Source organism: Rhizobium sp. NXC24 (assembly GCF_002944315.1).
GTDB lineage: Bacteria > Pseudomonadota > Alphaproteobacteria > Rhizobiales > Rhizobiaceae > Rhizobium.
Genome location: NZ_CP024314.1, coordinates 277042 through 296172 on the forward strand (window position 1 = coordinate 277042; position 19131 = coordinate 296172).

The window sequence follows — 19131 nt, forward strand, 5'->3', positions numbered from 1 at the left end:
GCTGCGCCTCATTCATGCATTCGAGGGAGGAACAGATGAACATCACCAGCACCATCCATCATACGGCCCGTGCTCGGGCGGGAGTGCCGCTTGCTTTGGGAAGGCAGCACCCGAAAGCGGCCTACCAACAAACCGATCTGGCAGCTCTCGCCAAATATTTCATTCTGCTGATGCTGCGCAATGTCACGAGCGACGGCTATGTCATCGAGGATCCCGCCAATCCCGGGCAATATTCGGTGCCGGGATGCATTATCGCCGCGCCTTCCTTTCCTTCCAACACACCCGGCGTTGATCAAGACTATGTCTATAATTGGGTGCGCGACGCTGCGATCACCGCTATCGAGATCGCGGTTGCCGACTTGCCTGGAACCCCAGGCGGTGGCGTGCCGAGCCTAGTTGATTACGTCAGCTTCGCCAGGCTCTGTCAGACCAATGCCCATCCGACGCTGGGGCACGCATGTTTTACCGTGGCCGGGCAGCCGCGTCCCTGGACCGAACAGAATGATGGCCCCGCCATTCAGAGCCTCGCCCTCCTGCAGGCCTATCCACAGTTGGACGCAGCGACGCAAGCCATCGCCAGACAGGTCATCGAAACAAATATCTCTTATCTCCTCAGCGCCTACCAGCAGCCAACCACCAATCTGTGGGAGGAGCACGAAGGTCTGTCCTTCTTTGCGCGCTCGGTTCAGCTACGTTGTTTCCGGGAGATTGCCGCCAATAGCTATGGGATTGGCGTTGCTGCCAATATTCCAACGGCAATTGCCTGGCTTGAAAACGCCCTTCAGGATCATTGGAACGGCTCGTACTATGTGACGATGCTGGCGCCGGGCGCCGGTCCCGGCGTTTCCGTTGTTCCCGGCGATCTCGGCTACGATCCAAACATCGACATCATTTCAGCCTGCGTCTACGGAGCGGTGCCGGCAACCGACACGAGGTTGCTTGCGACTGCAGCCCGCCTGCGCAGCCAGTGGGCGGACCCCAATTCCAATTCATTCTACCCGATCAATGGCGCGGATCAGGCACATGGGATTGGTCCTCTCCTCGGCCGCTATCCCGGCGACACCTATGACGGCGATGTCGCCCATCCCGTCGCCGGCGGGCATCCCTGGGCGCTGTGCACATGCAACTTCGCGGAACTTTACTATCGTCTCGCCAACGACATCGATCATGCGGGGACGGTTCCTTTGGACAGTCTGTCCGAGGATTTCTTCGCACAGGTTGGGGTGACGAGCACGACCTCCGTTGCCGATGCGTCGGCCGCGCTGCGAAACGCGGGTGACGCTATGCTGCGCGCGGTTGTCTATCACAGCGATCGTTATGAGTTGAGCGAGCAGTTCGACGGCACGTCCGGCTATGAAAAGAGCGTGCACAATCTGACATGGAGCTACGCATCATTTCTGTCTGCGGTGCGCGCCAAAACCGGCGGAAGCAAACTGTCAGGTAAGGCCGCCAGCAAGTCCGCGCGGACGTCCGGAGGCAAGAAATGAGCGAGCGCTTTGCAAGCTTCATTGCTCTCTCGAGCGTGCTGACCGGTTTCAACGCGATGCAGCTTCACGCTACCGGCCTGGCGGAAACCTATCTCGGCCTGCTGGATCAGATCGTTCCGGTCGATATCGTGAACGATCTGCTTGAAAGCCTTCGAGAACTGCCGGCGAACCGGGATGGTGAGCGATCAGCGGCAATTCTTAGGGATCCGCAACTTGGGCCGATCGCGCGCAACGTGATCATGCTTTGGTACTGCGGCACCTGGCAACAATTGCCTGCGGGATGGCGTACCGCCTTTGGAGCATCGCCGCTCGATAAAACCCATCTGGTCTCCGGTGCGGCCTATCAGGCCGGCCTGCAATGGCTTGCGGCGGGTGCCCATCCGCCGGGAGCCAAGCAGCAAGGTTTCGGCGCATGGGCCTTGGCGCCCGCGGGGGGATGACATGACGACCGAGATGTCCTTTGACGTGGTGATCGTTGGCGCCGGTGTTGCCGGCGCCCTGATCGCCAAGCGTCTGACCAAGGCCGATATGCGGGTTCTGCTGCTTGAGGCAGGACCTGGCACAACGCGCAACTACAGCGAGTACACGCAGCATCTGGAGCACTTTTACGCGGCAAACAGCAAAGGCCCGGAATCGCCGTGGCCGCCAGCGGCCGCCGCCCCGCAACCGGACACAGCCGATTTGCGTTCGAACAACGGCTACTTCGTCCAACGTGGCCCCAATCTCTATGGCAGCAGCTACACGCGGCTATGGGGCGGATCGACCCTCCACTGGCTTGGCGTGTCGCTGCGCATGTTGCCGGAAGATTTCCGCATGCGATCGCTGCATGGGGTCGGGCGGGACTGGCCTATCGATTACGACACCATCGCACCCTATTACGAGCAGGCCGAACACGAAATCGGCGTTTCCGCCGACGTCTCCGAACAGCACTATCTCGGGCTTCGCTTCTCCGACGGCTACGACTATCCGATGCAGCGCGTCCCGCCCAGTTTTTCGGATCGGGTGCTCGGGACGGCGGTTGACGGTATGGAGGTTCAGCTTCAGGACGAGTCGTTCCGGCTCAGGGTTCGAAGCTATCCGGCGGCTCGCAATTCGCTGCCGCGCAACTCCTACCGGCCGGTCGGCATCGGCTATCTCGGGGAGCGCTGCGAGGGCAATACATCCTGCACGCCGATCTGTCCGGTGCAGGCGAAATATAATGCCAGCAAAACCCTCGCTCAGGCGGCTTCGAACCGGCTGACCGTCATGACACAGGCAGTGGCCTCGAAGATCCGTATCGATCCGGCAAGCGGCGAAGTGAAGGGGATCGAGTATCAGCGCTACGAGGATCAGACCTCGACGGAGGCAAAGACCTTCGTCGCAAAGGCCCGGGTCTACGTTTTGGCGGCCCATGCCGTGGAAAATGCCAAGCTCATGCTGGCTTCAGGTATCGACGGTCCGCGCGGTCAAGTCGGCAAGACCCTCATGGATCATCCGACGCTCTATGCCTGGGGGCTCGCGCCCTCTTCGATCGGTGCCTATAGGGGCCCGCAGTCGACGGCCGGCATTGAGGATTTGAGGGGCGGTGCGTTTCGCTCAAAACACGCGGCATTCCGCTTTGACATCGGCAATGACGGCTGGCGGGCGAGCGCCGGAGCTCCCGACACGGCGGTTTTGCAGGCGGTGATGAACGGCGGGCTCTACGGCTCGGCGCTGCGTGGGGAACTGGAAGCGACACTGCCGCGCCAGATCCGCTTCTCCCTTGCGGTCGAACAGCTTCCCGATGCTGCCAATAGCGTCAGCATCGATCCGCGCTATCGCGACCCCCTCGGCAATCCGCGCCCCGTGATCGATTACAGGATCGATGACTATACGCTGGCCGGAATGGCGGCCGCTTCGGGTGTCGCCGAAGCCGTGTTTCGTCGAGCCGGGATAAAGGATTGTACCGATCCGGATAAGGGAAGCTGGTTCCCTACGGTCGATTATAAGGGGCGCACTTTTAGCTATCACGGAATGGGGCATTTTGCCGGAACGCATGCCATGGGCGCGGACCCCAGCGGCTCCGTCCTCGATTTGGACCAGCGGGCCTGGGAGCATCGGAACCTTTTTATCGTCGGTTCAGGCAGCTTTCCAACGCTTGGCACGTCCAATCCCACTCTGACCCTATCGGCTTTGGCATTGCGGACAGCGGATCGGTTGATCGCGACCTTCGCACACTGATCGCAATTGCGCGTGCCGGCAAAAGCCGGCCGACGAATTCATCCATCCGGAGCGGTCCTTTGATCGCGCCACGCAAAAGGGAGCAAGCGGAATGCATCTATCATGTCGGCTGCGCGCCAACCGGAAAGAAGGGCGAGAGAGCAGCACCCGTTTTTCACCGTATAGGATGGAGGTGCGCCATGCTGTTTGCCATTGACTCTGCACGAAGAACCGACGCCGGAGCCGTCGCTGCGGACGGAAATTATGATGCGGTGGTCGTCGGCACCGGCATCTCGGGCGCCATCATCGCCAATGAGCTCAGCAAGGAGGGCAAGCGTGTCCTTGTCCTGGAAGCTGCGTCCGGAACGAACCGGACCTTAGCCGGATATGATGCCTTAGTAACCAACTTTTATAGTGCAGCAAGCAAGGACAACCAGTCGCCCTATCCGGTCAATCCCAATGTTCCGATGCCGCGTAGCGGGGAGCTGCGCAAGCTCCAGCCGGGCGAAACCGACGCCTCGACCTATATGGTGCAATCCGGCCCCTACGTGACCGACACGACCTATACGCGGATTTTTGGCGGCACGACCATGCACTGGGAAGCCAAAACGCCGCGACTGTTGCAGGAGGACTTCAAGTCGAACGCACTGTACGGTCAGGGGCTCGATTGGCCGCTGGACTATCACGACATCGAGGCGGACTATCAGACTGCCGAGCGCGAGATCGGCGTGTCGGCCGATGTCGAGGACCAGAGCTATCTCGATATCACCTTTCCCTCCGGTTACGTCTATCCCATGCGGGGTCTGCCACTTTCCTACCTGGACCAGAAGGTGGCAGAGGGCATCGACGGAACCACGGTCGAGCTCCGCGGCGAAACCTATCCCGTCAAGGTGCGGCCCTATCCCCAGGGACGCAACGGCATCCCCAATCCAGCCTATGACGGAGGCAAGGGATATGTGCCGGTCGGCGCGGTCAATACGCACGAGGTCGAGGAGGGGGGACGCTGTCAGGGCAACACGAACTGTGTTCCGATCTGTCCCGTGCAGGCGCGCTATCATTCCGGGAAAACGCTGGCGAAAGCATTCCAGACCGGCCGCGTCGATCTCCTAGCACAGGCTGTCGCCTCGCGCGTTCTGATCGACAGTGACTCGGGCCGGGTGACTGCACTCGAGGTCAAGGTCTACAAGAACGAGGCCTCGCCCGAATATGAAACGATCACCGTCAAGGGCAAGATCTTCGTGCTGGCCGCAGGGGCCATCGAAACGCCGCGGCTGATGCTGGCATCGGGCCTGCAGAGCTCGAGCGGTCTGATCGGCCGCAACCTGATGGATCACGCCTATTTGCTGAGCTGGGCGCTGATGCCGGAGATCTGCGGCACCATGCGTGGCACGAGCTGCACCGGCGGCATCGTGGATTTGCGCGGCGGGGCTTTCAGGCGGCATCAGGCGGCCTTCAGCGTCGATATTCACAATGATGGCTGGGGATGGGCTGTCGGCTCGCCCTATTCCGACGTCACGGAGCTTGTCGACCAGCATAACCGCTTCGGCGGCGATCTAAGGCAGGGCCTGATAGACCGCATTTCGAGCCAATTGCTGCTCGCCTTCATGATCGAAGTGATGCCGGTCGAGAGCAATCGCGTCACGGTCGATCCGAAATATACCGATCTGCTCGGCAATATGCGGCCGGTCGTCTCGTTCACGGTTCCTGAATACACGATGCGTGGTGCCGCCTATGCGCGGGAGTTCGCAAAGACCATGTTTGCCCGGCTCGGTGCAGCCGACCACACCCGCTACGACCCCAGCGATTACGGCTACATGAACTACGAGGGCGAAGGCTATGCCATCCGTGGCGGCAACCACCTGGCCGGCACCCACATCATGGGATCGGACAAGCAGAGGTCGGCGGTAAACATCGACCAGCGCTCATGGGAGCACGACAACCTCTACCTAGTCGGGGGTGGGAGCATGCCCACCATCGGTACCGCCAATGTCACCTTGACCCTCGCCGCACTGTGCTACCGCAGCGCTCGAGCAATGCTGAAACAGTTGCAACGATAAGCCTCGGACCGCTTCCGCGCGCACAACAATCGGAGAAGCCAGCATGTCTGACACTATTACAACGCTTCATGCTCTCAAGGAGCATCTGTACGCAGCAATGCAACTGGAACATGCAACCATTCCACCCTATCTGACGGCGCTTTATTCGATCAAGCCCGGTACCAACGTGGATGCTGTCCAAGTCATTCGGGTGGTCGCGGTCGAGGAAATGCTGCACTTGACGGTTGCGGCAAACCTTCTGAACGCCATCGGCGGGACCCCTGATTTGACCAGGCCAGGATTCGTGCCTTCCTACCCCGCGCATCTTCCGGACGGTGAAACCGATTTCAAAGTAAGTCTGGCGTCGTTCAGCAAGGAGACGCTTGCGATCTTCAAGAAGATCGAGCGTCCGCGTCTCGCCCCGGGATCACAGAAGCTCGTGAAACGCCTGTACCGTGGAAGCGTGTCGGTGCTTGCAAGCTATCCGGGCGCCAGCGACATGCAATATTACAGCATTGGGGATTTCTACGCGGCCATCGAAGACGGATTCGATCGTCTTGAGAAGGAAGCGAATGCCGCCGGTAAGACGATTTTCATCGGGGATCGGAAGCGCCAGGTCACATCGGAATATTACTATTCCGGCGGCGGCGAGCTCTTTCCCGTCATTGATATCGAAAGCGCAAGATCGGCGATCCGCCTGGTGATGGAACAGGGCGAAGGTGCCGGCGGCGGCATCTATGACCATGAGAGAGAACTCGCGCATTACTACCGCTTCGACGAGCTGGACAGAGAGCGCTACTACCAGCCCGAGGACAGGCCCGGCCATCCGACCGGCCCGACCTTCAGCGTCGATTGGCAGGCGGTTTATCCGGTCAAACCCGATCTGAAACTCTCCGACATCGACGGCAATAAGAACCCCGAACTCTACGAGGCGGCGCTCTCGTTCAATCAAACCTATGCGGAATTCCTCGGGCAATTGACGCTGGCTTTCAACGGCCAGCCGCAGTTGCTGCTGCAGGCAGTGCCCAGAATGTTCGAATTCAGGAATCTGATGGGAGACCTGATCCGCAATCCCCTGCCCAACCACCCCGGCCAATATGCGATGGCGACGTTTGAGATTGGCGACAAAGAACTGGTGCGCGGCGTGGCGATCGAGGAGGCGCAGGCATGAGTACCAAAGATCATTCCCACCACTTTCTTGCCTTCTCGACGGAGGTGAGCGCCTTTGCCACCTTCGAATTGTGGGCCACAGGCCAGGTAGAAGCCTACCTTGCGACCGTCACCGCCGCAGTTGGCGACGAGATCTTGAACGAACTGCTTTTCACCTACGAAAAGATCTGTCTGGAGACGGAAGGCCAGCCTTCGTCCAAGCGGAAGGCACGTCTGCGCCGGGAGATTTTTGGAAGCGAGAAACTTGGCCCGGTCGCGCGAAACATCATCAAGCTCTGGTACGTCGGCACTTGGTACGAACTGCCGACGGCCTGGTTCGAGGCGTTCGGTGTCAGGTCAAAGGACGTGACCTTTGTCGTATCGCCGGCGGCCTATGCCGAAGGCCTGATGTGGAAGGCGATCGGAGCCCATCCCGCGGGGGCGAAGGCCCCGGGTTACGGGTCATGGGCGTCCCCGCCACGGATTCCGGCATTCGCGGGCGAGCATGCGAATGCGCAAGTCAAGGAAGTTCAAGTCAACCGCAACGAAGGATTGGCAAAATGAGCACGCAAACACCTCGACTCTCCCCCGATAAAGTCTGGCTTGGAATCACGCCGACGCTTTGGTGGAATGATGATTTCATCAATATCGATATCGGCATTCCCTTCGAGCAATGCATCAGCGAAATGGCGCTTGCCGGCTATGTCGGCTGCAGCATCGGCCACAAATATCCGACGAACCCCAAGGTTCTGAAGGCGGCACTCGACCTGCGTGGTCTGCGCGTCTCTGAACCATGGGTCAGCACCTATTTCACGATTAAAGCCATGAAAGAGCAGACAATCGCAAAGGTTCGCGAGCAACTCGCCTTTTTGGAGGAGATGGAGCGCGGCAGCACGGATCCGAGGAGAGCAGATCTTGTCGTGGCCGAGTTCGGCCATGCCGTCAATCCGCTGCCATTCGCGCTGTTTCCGAATTGCCCGACGTTGACCGACGAACAGTGGGATCGATTGGTGGATGGACTGCATCAGATTGGCAGGATTGCCAGGGAGGAAGGTCGGCGCCTTTGCTATCATCCGCATCTCGGCACCGGTGTGATGATCGCTTCGGCCGTCGATCGGCTGATGGAAAGGACCGATCCGGATATCGTCCATCTGTTGCTGGATACCGCCCATCTTGCCGCCGCCGGCGTCGATCCCCTGGCTGTCACCAAGAAATACGCCTCCCGCATCAAGCATATCCACCTGAAGGATATCCGCGCCGATGTCGTAAGCCGCGTTCATGCAGAAGGGCTTTCCTTCGAGGCGGCCATTGAGGCCGGCATATTCACCGTTCCCGGCGACGGCTCGATAAAGACCTTCCCGCAAATTCTTGCGACGCTTGCTGAGGCCAATTTTGCCGGTTGGCTGGTGATCGAGGCAGAGCAGGATCCGGCAAAGGCCAATCCGCTCCGTTATGCCAAGATGGCGCGTGCCTATCTGCACGAGACGCTTGGGTGGTAGCGATGGATAGGGGCGCAAAAAGAGAGATTTTGCTGAGCCTGTTCATGTTTACGGCGGACCTGCGGCCGAATGATCGGGCCTATACCCAAATCCTGATCGATCACATCAAGGCCCTTCTCGCCATGGGTTACGACGGCTTCGATTTGCCGATCGCCGCCCAGCAGACGAGCGACCATCAGGCCGAGATCGACAGCTACGCCCGCTTCAAGCAAGCCTTGGACGCCGCCGGCTTGGAAACGATACGCTTCACGACCAATGTCGGGACAACCCGTACCTTCGATCCAACGTCGCCTTTCCGGGAGCAGCGGGAAGGCGCCTTGGCCTACTTGAAGTCCCGCGTCGACATCACGTCGATCCTGGGTGGCAAGACCGTCATGGCGGGACCGATCGTCTTCCCTTATGGCGTCTTTCCGACGCTCGATTCCGGCACGCCGCTATGGAGCGACGCGCTGCAGGATTGGCTTGAACCTCGCTACAGGCTCGCGCGGCCGATTATCGAGGAACTCGCCAATTATGCGGAAAAGAGAGCCGTCAAGCTCGCGATCGAGCCGGTGGACCATTGGGAAACACCGGCGCCGAACATGGTCTCGGATGTGCTCGATTTTCTGGAAGGGGTCGGCAGTTCCCAGGCGGGCTTGACCATCGACAGCGCCCATGTGGTGCTTGGAAGCAGCGGACCTGCGGCTTTCCAGAACGACTTGCGCAACACCGTGGCGCAGCGTCGTCTGAACTACATCCATATTTCTGCGCCTGATCGAGGCGCGTTGAAGGACTGCTGGATCCCCTGGGAAAGCTTCCTTGCGCCGATCCTGCCGGTCTATGACGGCCCATTCCTGATCGAAGTCTTCAACGCGGTGCCGGCTTTTCTCGGCGGCCTGCGTCTAACCCGTCGCAAGTTCTGGATTCCCGGCGAGGATCAGCCGGTGGCGGACCAATCCAGTGCCTACGACCTCGCCCGCGACGGTTTGGAAACCCTCCGGGAGGAATTCGCCAAGCTTGAGTAACTTTCGGCGCTTTAATCGATCCGCTGACACCGACCAATATCACAAAAAGGACTGGTGACGACGATGAACGAAATACAGCCTTCACCTCTTCACATGCGGGGCCTGACCACATTGCGGCGCGTGGCGCCGTCACAGCGGGTCACCGCCGATCGACTCGGCGCCCTGGCGGATCTCCCCGGTTTCTGGGAAGGGACGGGTTTCAGCCTTATTGCTCGTCCCGATTATTCCGGGCGCAGCGAACACGGCTTCTACCTTCAACTCAATCTGTTGCATGAAACGATCGAATTCACTTCGATCGGCTCCCCCGTCTTCAATCGTGGCAGCGAGCAAGGCGATATCGCCATTTATGGCGTCACCTATCTGCATCGCGTCACGGACGGCACCAATGGCGGCGCGCTTCATATCGAACCCGGCATGTGGCTGACTATCCCGGCGACGACTGCGCCAAAGGCCGACGCGAGCATTGCGAGGCTGGGTACGATTCCCCACGGCAATGCCTTCTGCACGGTTGGTTTCGTACAGCATGCGGAGTTCAACAAGGTACCGGACATTCCGCCGGCCAATACGATACCCTTCCCCATAGACGGCAAGCCGCCGGAACCCGGCAGCAAGAATCCGTATCCGGAATATGATCTCGCCATTCCGAGCCAATTCCGAACCAATCCTGTCCCGGCAGGCATTGTTCAGGCGATGATCGATGACCCCAACCAGGTGCTGCGGGATACCTTGAACCATCAGGTCTTCGAGCAGGGGCAGACGCTCAAGCAGATCACACGGTTGATAACCTCCACGGCCGGCGGCATCGCAAATATCCCGTTCATCACCACCAATGCCAATACGCTCGATCTCGACTCCGTCTTTGCCATCGAAACTGTCGTGGACGCTCTGGGCAACGAGTTTCTGCAACTGCAATATTCGCAAACCGGCTTGCTGAATTTCAAAGGCAAGAGCTTTCCGCACGTAACGGTCGGAACATTGATCAAAGCATTTTAGGCTGGTTTGGCGAAGTGCCGCTATGCGGTTGGGACCGGTTCTGCGACCAGAACCGGTCCCCCGTGATATTATCGTTCTCTCCCAGCAATGCCGGCCGGAAAGGCTGGGACGAAACCTCATCGTGGGAGGATTTTTCCCATTAATGTTTCAAAATGACCTTCCCTTGAGCTCCCGCGGCGACCGCGTTTTGGGCCGCCCCGATCTCTTCGAGCTGGAAGCTGTGCGATATGGGTATGACGAGCAATCCCCGCGCGGCTGCGTCCAGCACCGCGTCGAGCGTGGCAGCATCGGTTCGATGGTAGAGTTCGTGGATGATCACGCGGTTGTCGGTGTTGGCGCCTTCGGGCACCGGAACGATGCTGGCGACTTGACCGCCGTCTTTCACATGTCCGATGAGGTTTTGAGCCACAGGCGCCGCGGCGCTAATCGCGTAGTTGAAGGTGGGGCTCTCCGCTGGCACGGTGATGTCCAAGGCTTCTTCCGCTAGCTCCTGCGCCTCATTCAACCGCTCTGGCCGAACGCCGGCGACAGGTTTGGCACCTATCTGCTGGATGTATTGGATCGCGGCGCGTCCAACAGAGCCGAGAGCACCCGAGATCAATACACGGTCGCCTGCCTTGACACCCAAGGCATCCACCGTCTGCCGCCCGGTAAGGCCAGCCTTAACCAAGGCCGCTCCCTGTTCGAACGTCAGTGCGGCGGGCAGCTTGGCAACGGAGGTTGCGGGCACGAGTCCGAATTCGGCATGGGCGCCTTTGCCATTCGCTGAGAAGTCGGCAACGACCCTGTCGCCGATCGCAAAGCCCGTAACGCCTTCACCGATTTCCGATATCGTGCCAGCGGCGTCGCCGCCCAGCACCGCCGGCAGCGGAAGCGGTATGTACTGAGCCATAAAGCCCTGGCGCAGGATGAGGTCGAAGGGGTTAACGGCCGAAGCTTCGATTTTGATCAGGACTTCACCGGCTCCCGGCTTCGGTGTCGGAATATCACCGATCTCAAATTGCTCGATACCGCCATAGGATTTCAGAAGAGCAGCCTTCATTGCTTGTCTCCAGATGTCTGGTGTTGCTTTCACAAAATTCCGGTCTTCCGCCGAACGTTTGATCAGATCGCATGAGCGCGATACGCCCCTGCCGCCCGACGGAAGTACGCTGGCTTATGCGCTTTTCGTGGCTGAGACCTGGTTCGAAGACGAGCGCCGGATGTTGTCCAATGCCCAGCTACCGGCGCCGGCAAAGGCGATGAAGAGGAAGATGAAGCAGAACATGATGGCTGGCTCGCCCATGTTGAGTGCCGGCCAGAAGCCCTGCGGCGCATGCGCCATCCAGTAGGCGGCTGCCATTTCGCCCGAGGCGATGAAGGCGGCGACGCGCGTGAAGAGACCGGCGGTAATCAGCAATCCAGTGACGATCTCGATTGCGCCGGCGATGAGCATGATGGCCGGCAACGGATAGGGCACGCCCGGAATTGCCGCCGGGAACTGGAAGAACTTCATTGTCGCGTGTTCGAGGAACAGCAGTGCGGTCACGATCCGCAAAATCGCGAGGACATGAGGCGTCCATTTCGTGGTGTTCAACATGATATTTCTCCTGAATGGCCGTTGAGATCGTCAAGCGGCGGTGGTGTTGATTTCGATTTTCTTTTCAGCGCTTCATCATTGGCCTGACGCGGCGATGGGCACATTGCCGAAGCGGAAGCTGGAAGCTGTGAGCCCGCCTGCGAAGTCATTCTGATGATAGGTGACGGCGCCGGGTTCATCTCTTGCGGCCCCGACTGCCACCATCAGCGGGATGAGATGATCCTCGCGTGGATGCGCAGCGCGGGCAGATGGTGCCTGCTCCCATTCGAGCAACAGCTTCGCTCGCTCATAGGGAGAAGAGTGGACCAGCGTCTGCTGGAGCCACGCATCAAACTGGCGGGATGGCTCGTGGCCTTCATTGCCCCGCATGGCCCTCAGATTGTGATAGCTGAGGCCGCTTCCGATGATCAGCACGCCTTCATCGCGCAGCGGCGCCAGCGCGCGCCCGGCTTCAAGATGCAATGCCGGATCGTAGCTGACGTCCAGTGAGAGCTGAACGACAGGCACGTTTTCCTCGGGATAGAGCGGCTTCAGGATACTGAAAGTACCATGGTCGAAACCACGGGTCGGATCGAGCGCAGCCTCAATGCCGCGTCCCTGCAGCAGAGCCTGCACGCGCTTGGCAAGCTCAGGCTGGCCCGGCGCACCATATTTGATGTGATAAAGATATTCGGGGAAGCCGTGATAGTCGTAGACCATCCCCGGCTGGGCGCCTGAAGATATGGCAAAGCGCTGCTCTTCCCAATGGCCGGAGACCACCAAGATTGCCCGGACTGCATTGCCGAGCTCCGCGCGCATCTCGACCAACGACTGCTCGAGCTTGTCGAAGTTCCGGCGGAATCCATCGGTGATATAAGGCCAGGGACCACCGCCATGGCTGACGAAATAGGTCGGAAGACTAAGCTCATTCATATGGATCTGCCCTTGTCGAACTGTGCGGATGCCGCATGGCATCTTGGCTTGATGGGCAGACCTTGAACTTTTCGCCAATGTTGATCAATGTGGCTTACATTGAAGAGCTATTTCCTCAGGGTTGATGATCAATGGACACCTTGACGAGTTTGCGCGTCTTTTGCGCCGTGGCTGAACTTAAGAGCTTCACAGTGGCTGCGGATCGCCTTGGCCTCTCGCCGGCCATGGCGAGCAAACATGTGATGCACTTGGAAAGCCGGCTGGGAACGCGGCTGCTGAACCGAACCAGCCGGCACGTCAGCATGACCGAGAGCGGCATGCTCTATTTCAACCAGACCAGGCAGATGCTCGACGGATTGGATGAGGTGGAAGCCGCCGTGAGCAACGTCACGGTCATGCCCCGCGGAACACTAAAGTTCAGTGCCCCGGTATGGGCCGCAAATTCGCTCATCGCCCGCGTGCTTGCCGAATATCAGCAGCGCTATCCCGACGTGCGCTTCGACATGGATCTTAGTGGCCGCATCGTCAATCTGGTGGATGAGGGCTTCGATCTCGCTTTGCGCGCGACCGCACCCGAGCGGCTCGATCCGAGCCTTGTCGCACGCCCCTTGATGCAGGTTGCCTTTCATCTCGTGGGATCTCCCGGCTATCTGTCACGAACAGGGCGTCCTACCGAGGTGGCTGATCTCAATGGTCACGCGCTGCTGGCCTACAGCGGCATGAACATGAACGGCGGCTTGGCGATCAAGGGAACAGAGGGACCGGAAACGGTGAATTTCCGACCCGTCATGCAAAGCGAAAACGAGATCATGCTGCATCTGGCCGCGCTCGAGGATATGGGCCTCGTCTTTTTGCCGATATGGATGACGCAGAATGACATTGCCGAAGGGCGCCTGGAGTTGGTTCTTCCCAAGGCAGTGACATTCAACGCCACTCTTCATGCCGTTTATCCCAGCAAAAAATACCTTTCAGCCAAAGTTCGCACCTTCATCGACTTTATCGCTGCGCGAAAGAACCTCTGCTCAGCGGCAGCCGAAGAACAGTCGGCCGGGGAGGTTCATTCCATTGATTGGTGACTTCCGGGCGGCAAACGCGACCGACAACCCCTAGCGGCTGAACTTCAGATCCGGCTTGTCGCCATCCCAGGATTGGAGCCCGCCCGAAACCTCGCGGAATCTTAGACACTTCGTCCCCATCTTGCCGGAGAGGCACATCGCATCGCCCTTAACCGTCCAGGTGACGGAGAGCGCAAACGGCAGGGGGCCGCGTATGCTTCCGGTGCCATCCTTGTTGAGCGTGACTTTGAGCGTCTTGCCATCGGGCGCGTCGGCCATCCAGGGAGCTCCATCGGCAAGCATGGCAGCGGCCCTTTGGGCCGGAAGATAAGGCTGCCCTTCCGTCGCGCATGCGGGGTTTGAAGCAAAAATTACGGCGATTGCCGCAAGCTTCAGATGCATCTTCATGGTCGATATCCTTTCCTTGTTCTATTCGTTTGGAGCCTTGTAGGCTCATGCTGAGGGGCAGTGGCAACGTCTACTGCGAAGCGGCCGCTCCTTTGTCGCTCCAGCCCGGCGGTAGGCCCAACTGGCCGGCGACCGCTCCCGTGATGCCGGGGGAAGATCCGAACGCCTTGCAGGCGTCGTATTTCGGAGCGCCACCGAGCGATGCCTTTATCTTTTGCATCGACGGCATGGTCGGCGTTCCCTTGAATGGATCGCGGCCCTTGACCAGCATGCGGCTGAAGTCGCCGCCGAATGCGGAGGAGAGGGAGTAGGCATCCCCGACTGTGGAAATGCGCGCCCTTGTCGTCAGCATGTTCGCCCCGCGCGACCAAAGCATCGCCGCCTTCTGCGCCCCGTCCTGACCGACCGCTTCCGCTTCGACGGACAGTCCGCCGAGACCGATTGGAATCCTTGGAATTGGGACGGCGAGCGCGACCGATGCGCCGAGCGATGCGACGGCGGATGTTGCCGCGGCCGTCCTATTTGTTGGAACGATATCGGTGACCCTGGCATGAACCACGAGATCCGCCGGATGGTTGGCAGCCACGATCTGAAAGCGGTCACTGAGGCCGACGCAAAGGGCGCGGTCTATGGCGTTGGTGACAAGCGCAAGCCCTTTCGGGTCCAATGCTCCGCTGTTGCCGAGCTGTGCCGATGTCGGCATGATACGTACCGTGCGTGCCTTGAGAACTGACGCTGGGTCCACCCGCAGCTTTGCTTTGGTCAGCGAACCTCCCGATGCCGCCATATCCGTATAAGAACTGAGAGAAGTACCCTGGTGCAGGGGCACGTTCGCACAAGAGGGAAGTATTGCAAGCGCAGCGACGGCTAAGGTTTGTCGGCGGACGTCAGCAAGCCTAAGGCAAAAACTCATGTGGCAAATCTTCTGAACGGGGATCGTGGCCGAGCTTTAGCAATGCCGGCGTTAATGGCCGTAAAGGCGGTGTAAAGTTGGGTAAAACTGAGAGCGGTCTTTCCGGGGGCAGGATGGGGCCCGATCCATTGCCGCCTGAGCACGGCAGATCGCCCCGCTATGGGATAGCGTCGGCACGACGGCTAAATACTCAAGCGTTTACTTCAATCGCCATTGCTACTCATGGTGCCGCTGCCGGCGCTGCTGAGTTCAACGTCGCTTCTTGAGAACGATAACCCGCACCTATGGCGACGTGGAGGTCGACATAGTCCTTGGCAAGCGTCTGAATGGCTTCCGCAAGACTTGCCTGCGCATCGGAAACGTCACGCTGCGAAGTCAGGACGTCGAGCAATGAGGATGCCCCATCTTTGTAACTCGTGGTCGAAAGCCGCAGGGATTCCCGCGCCGTCTTGACCTGATTGCGCAGCGCTGCCTCAGCCTGTGCATCGCGATGAATGGCAGAAAGAGCGTTTTCCACGTCTTCCGCCGCACTGTTCACTGTATCCTTCCAGGCTAGATACGCTGTTTTGGCCTTGGATCTTGTGCTGTCGACATCGGCACGCAGACTTCCACCATCGAAGATCGGCAGGTCAAGGGTAGGGCCGAAGGACCAGCTTGTCAGGCTTCCGGCATTGCTTGCCGTCGAGCCGACCCGGCTTGGAGAGATCGAGCCGGACAGGGAGATGGACGGATAAAGCTTAGTCTCGGCAACGCCGATATTGGCAACGGCCTCCGCCAATTCGCGCTCGGCCTTTCGTATGTCGGGACGATTGCGGATCAGATCGGCCGGAACGCCGGCTTGTATCGTGCCGTTGAATACCGGCTGCGCGGCAGCCTTACGCAGCTCCGCCTTCATCGTCGATGCCGGCATATTGAGCAATGTCGCTATATGATGGACTTCGCCGTTGAAGCTGTTTTCAAGGCCGGGGATCTCCGAGCGCGTCGATTGCACCAAACCCTCGGCCTGGACGACGTCGAGACGAGAAGCGGCGCCGGCACTCGATTGTTGCTTGGTAAGGTCATATGTCTCGAGCCGGGATTTCAGGTTCGCGTTGGAAAGCGCGATGCGCTCTTGGTAATAGCGTGCATCGATGTAGCTCGACACAATATCCTTCATTACGGAGAGTTTCTCGTCATCAGCAGAAGCGTAGGCTGCATCCAAAGCGGCGCGTGCGCTCTCCGTCGCGCGACGGTACCGGCCGAATAGATCGAGCAGCCATGAGGCGCTGGCCTCGCCGGTGGTTGTGTTGGTGGTGCCTGTGGTCGTGCGCAGCGAACCTTTTTCACCCGAAACCGTATGCGATGCGCTGAGGTCGAGGCTCGGTAATCCGCCAGCGCCGGCGGTGACGACATTTGCGGAGGCCTGATTGATTTCCTCCAATGCTTGCTGCACATCGAGGTTGCGGGACAAGCCGCGTGCCACCAGACTGTCGAGCTGCTTGTCGCGATAGGCTGTCCACCACCGGGTCGTTGAAACATCGTTATTGCTCTTGGCTCCCCCTTCCGTGAACTTTGCCGGAAGCGGCATCTGCGGGGGGACATGATCCGGACCGCTCACGCATCCTGCCAGCATAAGCAGCAACGCCAGTGAGGAATAACGCAGGGATATCATTCAATTTCTTCCTGTGTGGCAGACGAAAGAGCGCTTCGTCGAAGGAGGGCATTTGATGGAATCCCCGGAACAGGGATCGCGGCCCAGCTGTAGCCACGCCAGCGTTAATGGCCGTTAAGACAGTGTAAAATTGGGTAAAGACACGCGCGGCTGTGGCGCCATGCGCCCTGAAGGTCGAGCCGGATCAGGCGCGATCGCTTGTCGGGCCAAACATCGCCGGGCGCCGGGGGATTTCAAGGGTGAGAGCCAGACCGCCGGCTGCCGGCAGCGACGCGGCGACCCGCCCGCCGTGACGCTCGACCGCCTGCCTGGTGATCGCAAGCCCGAGGCCATATCCACCTTCCGGCACGGCGTCGTCGCCACGGGAGAACGGCTGGAAAATGCGTTCGAGCTCATCTCGCCCGACACCCGGCCCTTGATCCGTCACGCGGATCTTAAGGAGGTCCGCCGTCGTCTCGCAGGACACCGAGATGCTCGAATGCGGGGCGGTATATTTGACCGCATTACGAATGACGTTTTCGAGAGCCCTATAGATCAGCTCGCCTTCGACTTCGGCCAGGAATATGCCGCCGACATTGGAGGTGATCGAGACCTCCCGTGCTTGAGCTTCGAATGCCGCATCGCCCAGGATCTCGTTCAACAGCTCGATGACATCAAGGGATTGCGTTTTCAGAGGCAGGCTGGCTCCGGCGGTCAGGCGGGCAAGCGTCAGGATTTCGCCTACCAGCACGTCGAGCCGTTCGACCTCACGATCCATGCGGTCCAGCATGAGGTCGAGTTTCGCCGGGTTCTGCCGAAGCACGCCCACGGCGGCCTGCAGGCGGGACAGGGGCGAACGCAGCTCATGGGATACGTCATGAAACAGCCGCTGCTGCGCGTCCTGGAGTTCCTGCAGCCGCGCGGCGCTGGAATCGAAATCATGCGCGAGCGCCGTGACCTCGTCCTTTCGGCCAGCCATCTTGTCTCCGATGCGGAAGTCAAAGCGGCCATGGGCGAGCGCACTCAGGCCGTCACGCAGATGAACGACCGGGCGAATGAGATATCGGGCGAGCGCGCCCGCCGATATCGTGGCCGAAATCAGGATCGTGATCCATGGCATCAAGGGAGCCAAGGTCTCCAAGCTGAAACTGATCGGAGTTGACAACGAAATGCGATAGCAAACCCCGTCTCTCAAGACGGATCTCGTATCGGCCGTTTTCTCCTGTGTGCAGGCGTTGGCGTCGGCGACCTTGGAAAGGGTCAGGCCGAGCGGTCGCGTCTTTTCACTCATGCGCACGAAATGCGCGGCCGCGTCTTCGCCGTCCTGAACCAGAACGTTCTCAGTCAGGTTCAGCACCAGCGTCCGGCGTTCCTCCTCAAGTTCCTTGGCGAAGGGCACCGCCTGAAGCAGCTTGACGATAATGATGATGACCGCGACGGTTGTCGCCAGGGTCAGCCAGATGATTGTGAAGAACTTCCAGAAAAGCCGGGGCATGGTCAGTCCACGAGAAGTTGATAGCCCTGGCCCCGGACAGACTGTATCCAGGATTGCCCGTCCTCTCTGAGCCCGAGTTTCTGACGAACGCTGCTGATATGGACGTCGATGCGGCGATCGAACGGCGTGAGCGGCTTTCCGAAGGCGCGCTTCGAGATGTCCTGCTTCGACACGAGTTGGCCAGCGCTGCGGGCAAGGACTTCGAGCAGGCTGAATTCGGTGCCGGTCAGTTCCAACGTCTCGCCGCGCCATTCAGCGGTGCGGCTGCCCGGATGGATCACGAGCTGGCCAGCCCTCAGCGTATCGGTCGATGCGCCGGCCGCCGGCTGTCCCGCCCGGCGCAGGATCGCCCGCAGCCGGGCCGCAAGTTCGCCCGGCGAGCAGGGCTTCGGCACATAATCGTCGGCGCCGAGGTTCAGACCGGATATGCGATCGATGTCATCGCCTCTTGCCGTCAGCATCAACACGGGAACCTGGCTCAATTTTCTGATGCGTTGTAGAACTTCTATCCCGTTCATGCGCGGCATCATGATATCGAGCACGATGATATCGACCGTATTGCCGGCGGCGGCGGCAATAGCCGCGCGACCATCCGTGTCTGTTGCGACGTCATATCCTTCCTCGGCCAGATATTCCTGCAGAAGCGTCGTCAGCTCGACATCGTCGTCGATGAGGAGAACCTTGTTCATTCACGTCGTCCGTCATTCCTATCTGTCATCCATACAATACAAATGCGAATGCGGGGCCAAGTTTTACCCAGCTTAACACTAACTTGACCGCACTTAACGTTCGT

General features: G+C 59.6%; 18 protein-coding genes. 10 read left to right on the forward strand and 8 right to left on the reverse strand.

What is annotated here, in order from left to right; translation table 11 throughout:
- Nucleotides 1-35 precede the first annotated feature (35 nt).
- From NXC24_RS25260 to NXC24_RS25300, 9 genes are all read left to right on the forward strand, one after another.
- Entirely contained in the window at nucleotides 36-1487 is a 1452-nt protein-coding gene (locus tag NXC24_RS25260; protein WP_104826167.1) for a glycoside hydrolase family 15 protein, read from the forward strand.
- On the forward strand, nucleotides 1484-1927 hold the full coding sequence (locus NXC24_RS25265) for a hypothetical protein (protein WP_104826168.1): 444 nt from the start codon (nucleotides 1484-1486) through the stop codon (nucleotides 1925-1927). The genes NXC24_RS25260 and NXC24_RS25265 overlap by 4 nt, the downstream gene beginning before the upstream one ends.
- A gap of 1 nt (nucleotide 1928) precedes the next feature.
- Nucleotides 1929-3686: a GMC family oxidoreductase gene (locus NXC24_RS25270; protein WP_104826169.1), complete on the forward strand. Its 1758-nt coding sequence runs from the start codon at nucleotides 1929-1931 to the stop codon at nucleotides 3684-3686.
- A 179-nt stretch (nucleotides 3687-3865) separates the two neighbouring features.
- The gene (locus tag NXC24_RS25275; RefSeq protein ID WP_104826170.1) at nucleotides 3866-5722 is read left to right on the forward strand and encodes a GMC family oxidoreductase; all 1857 of its coding nucleotides are present in this window, start codon (nucleotides 3866-3868) and stop codon (nucleotides 5720-5722) included.
- Between the two features lie 43 nt (nucleotides 5723-5765).
- Complete coding sequence (locus NXC24_RS25280; RefSeq protein ID WP_104826171.1) at nucleotides 5766-6872, forward strand: ferritin-like protein; 1107 nt, start codon at nucleotides 5766-5768, stop codon at nucleotides 6870-6872.
- On the forward strand, nucleotides 6869-7414 hold the full coding sequence (locus NXC24_RS25285; protein WP_245464152.1) for a hypothetical protein: 546 nt from the start codon (nucleotides 6869-6871) through the stop codon (nucleotides 7412-7414). Before NXC24_RS25280 ends, NXC24_RS25285 begins: the two co-directional genes overlap by 4 nt.
- Nucleotides 7411-8349, forward strand: coding sequence for a myo-inosose-2 dehydratase (iolE, locus tag NXC24_RS25290; RefSeq protein WP_104826172.1), 939 nt, complete (start codon nucleotides 7411-7413; stop codon nucleotides 8347-8349). Before NXC24_RS25285 ends, iolE begins: the two co-directional genes overlap by 4 nt.
- Before the next feature lie 2 nt (nucleotides 8350-8351).
- The gene (locus tag NXC24_RS25295; RefSeq protein WP_104826173.1) at nucleotides 8352-9353 is read left to right on the forward strand and encodes a sugar phosphate isomerase/epimerase family protein; all 1002 of its coding nucleotides are present in this window, start codon (nucleotides 8352-8354) and stop codon (nucleotides 9351-9353) included.
- 63 nt (nucleotides 9354-9416) lie between these two features.
- On the forward strand, nucleotides 9417-10346 hold the full coding sequence (locus tag NXC24_RS25300; RefSeq protein ID WP_158704551.1) for a heme-binding protein: 930 nt from the start codon (nucleotides 9417-9419) through the stop codon (nucleotides 10344-10346).
- Nucleotides 10347-10485: 139 nt separating this feature from the next.
- On the opposite strand, the gene NXC24_RS25305 is transcribed toward NXC24_RS25300, so the two are convergent.
- From NXC24_RS25305 to NXC24_RS25315, 3 genes are all read right to left on the reverse strand, one after another.
- Nucleotides 10486-11388: an NADP-dependent oxidoreductase gene (locus tag NXC24_RS25305; protein ID WP_104826175.1), complete on the reverse strand. Its 903-nt coding sequence runs from the start codon at nucleotides 11386-11388 to the stop codon at nucleotides 10486-10488.
- A 114-nt stretch (nucleotides 11389-11502) separates the two neighbouring features.
- A complete protein-coding gene (locus NXC24_RS25310; RefSeq protein WP_104826176.1) occupies nucleotides 11503-11925 on the reverse strand; it encodes a DoxX family protein in 423 nt (140 codons plus the stop codon).
- A 75-nt stretch (nucleotides 11926-12000) separates the two neighbouring features.
- Nucleotides 12001-12837, reverse strand: coding sequence for a class III extradiol ring-cleavage dioxygenase (locus tag NXC24_RS25315; RefSeq protein WP_104826177.1), 837 nt, complete (start codon nucleotides 12835-12837; stop codon nucleotides 12001-12003).
- A 131-nt stretch (nucleotides 12838-12968) separates the two neighbouring features.
- Between NXC24_RS25315 and NXC24_RS25320 the strand changes: the two genes are divergently transcribed.
- A complete protein-coding gene (locus NXC24_RS25320; RefSeq protein WP_104826178.1) occupies nucleotides 12969-13913 on the forward strand; it encodes a LysR family transcriptional regulator in 945 nt (314 codons plus the stop codon).
- Between the two features lie 30 nt (nucleotides 13914-13943).
- Here NXC24_RS25320 and NXC24_RS25325 read toward each other — a convergent pair whose 3' ends face one another.
- The 5 genes from NXC24_RS25325 to NXC24_RS25345 all read right to left on the reverse strand — a co-directional run bounded on the left by NXC24_RS25325 (nucleotide 13944) and on the right by NXC24_RS25345 (nucleotide 19027).
- Nucleotides 13944-14300, reverse strand: a complete 357-nt coding sequence (locus tag NXC24_RS25325) for a hypothetical protein (RefSeq protein ID WP_104826179.1) — start codon at nucleotides 14298-14300, stop codon at nucleotides 13944-13946.
- Nucleotides 14301-14370: 70 nt separating this feature from the next.
- Nucleotides 14371-15213, reverse strand: coding sequence for a DUF3313 domain-containing protein (locus tag NXC24_RS25330; RefSeq protein ID WP_104826180.1), 843 nt, complete (start codon nucleotides 15211-15213; stop codon nucleotides 14371-14373).
- 220 nt (nucleotides 15214-15433) lie between these two features.
- Nucleotides 15434-16864 (reverse strand): efflux transporter outer membrane subunit, encoded by a 1431-nt coding sequence (locus NXC24_RS25335; RefSeq protein WP_104826181.1) that lies wholly within the window; start codon nucleotides 16862-16864, stop codon nucleotides 15434-15436.
- A gap of 184 nt (nucleotides 16865-17048) precedes the next feature.
- Entirely contained in the window at nucleotides 17049-18338 is a 1290-nt protein-coding gene (locus NXC24_RS25340; RefSeq protein WP_104826182.1) for an ATP-binding protein, read from the reverse strand.
- Nucleotides 18339-18340: 2 nt separating this feature from the next.
- A complete protein-coding gene (locus tag NXC24_RS25345; protein ID WP_104826183.1) occupies nucleotides 18341-19027 on the reverse strand; it encodes a response regulator in 687 nt (228 codons plus the stop codon).
- Nucleotides 19028-19131 lie beyond the last annotated feature (104 nt).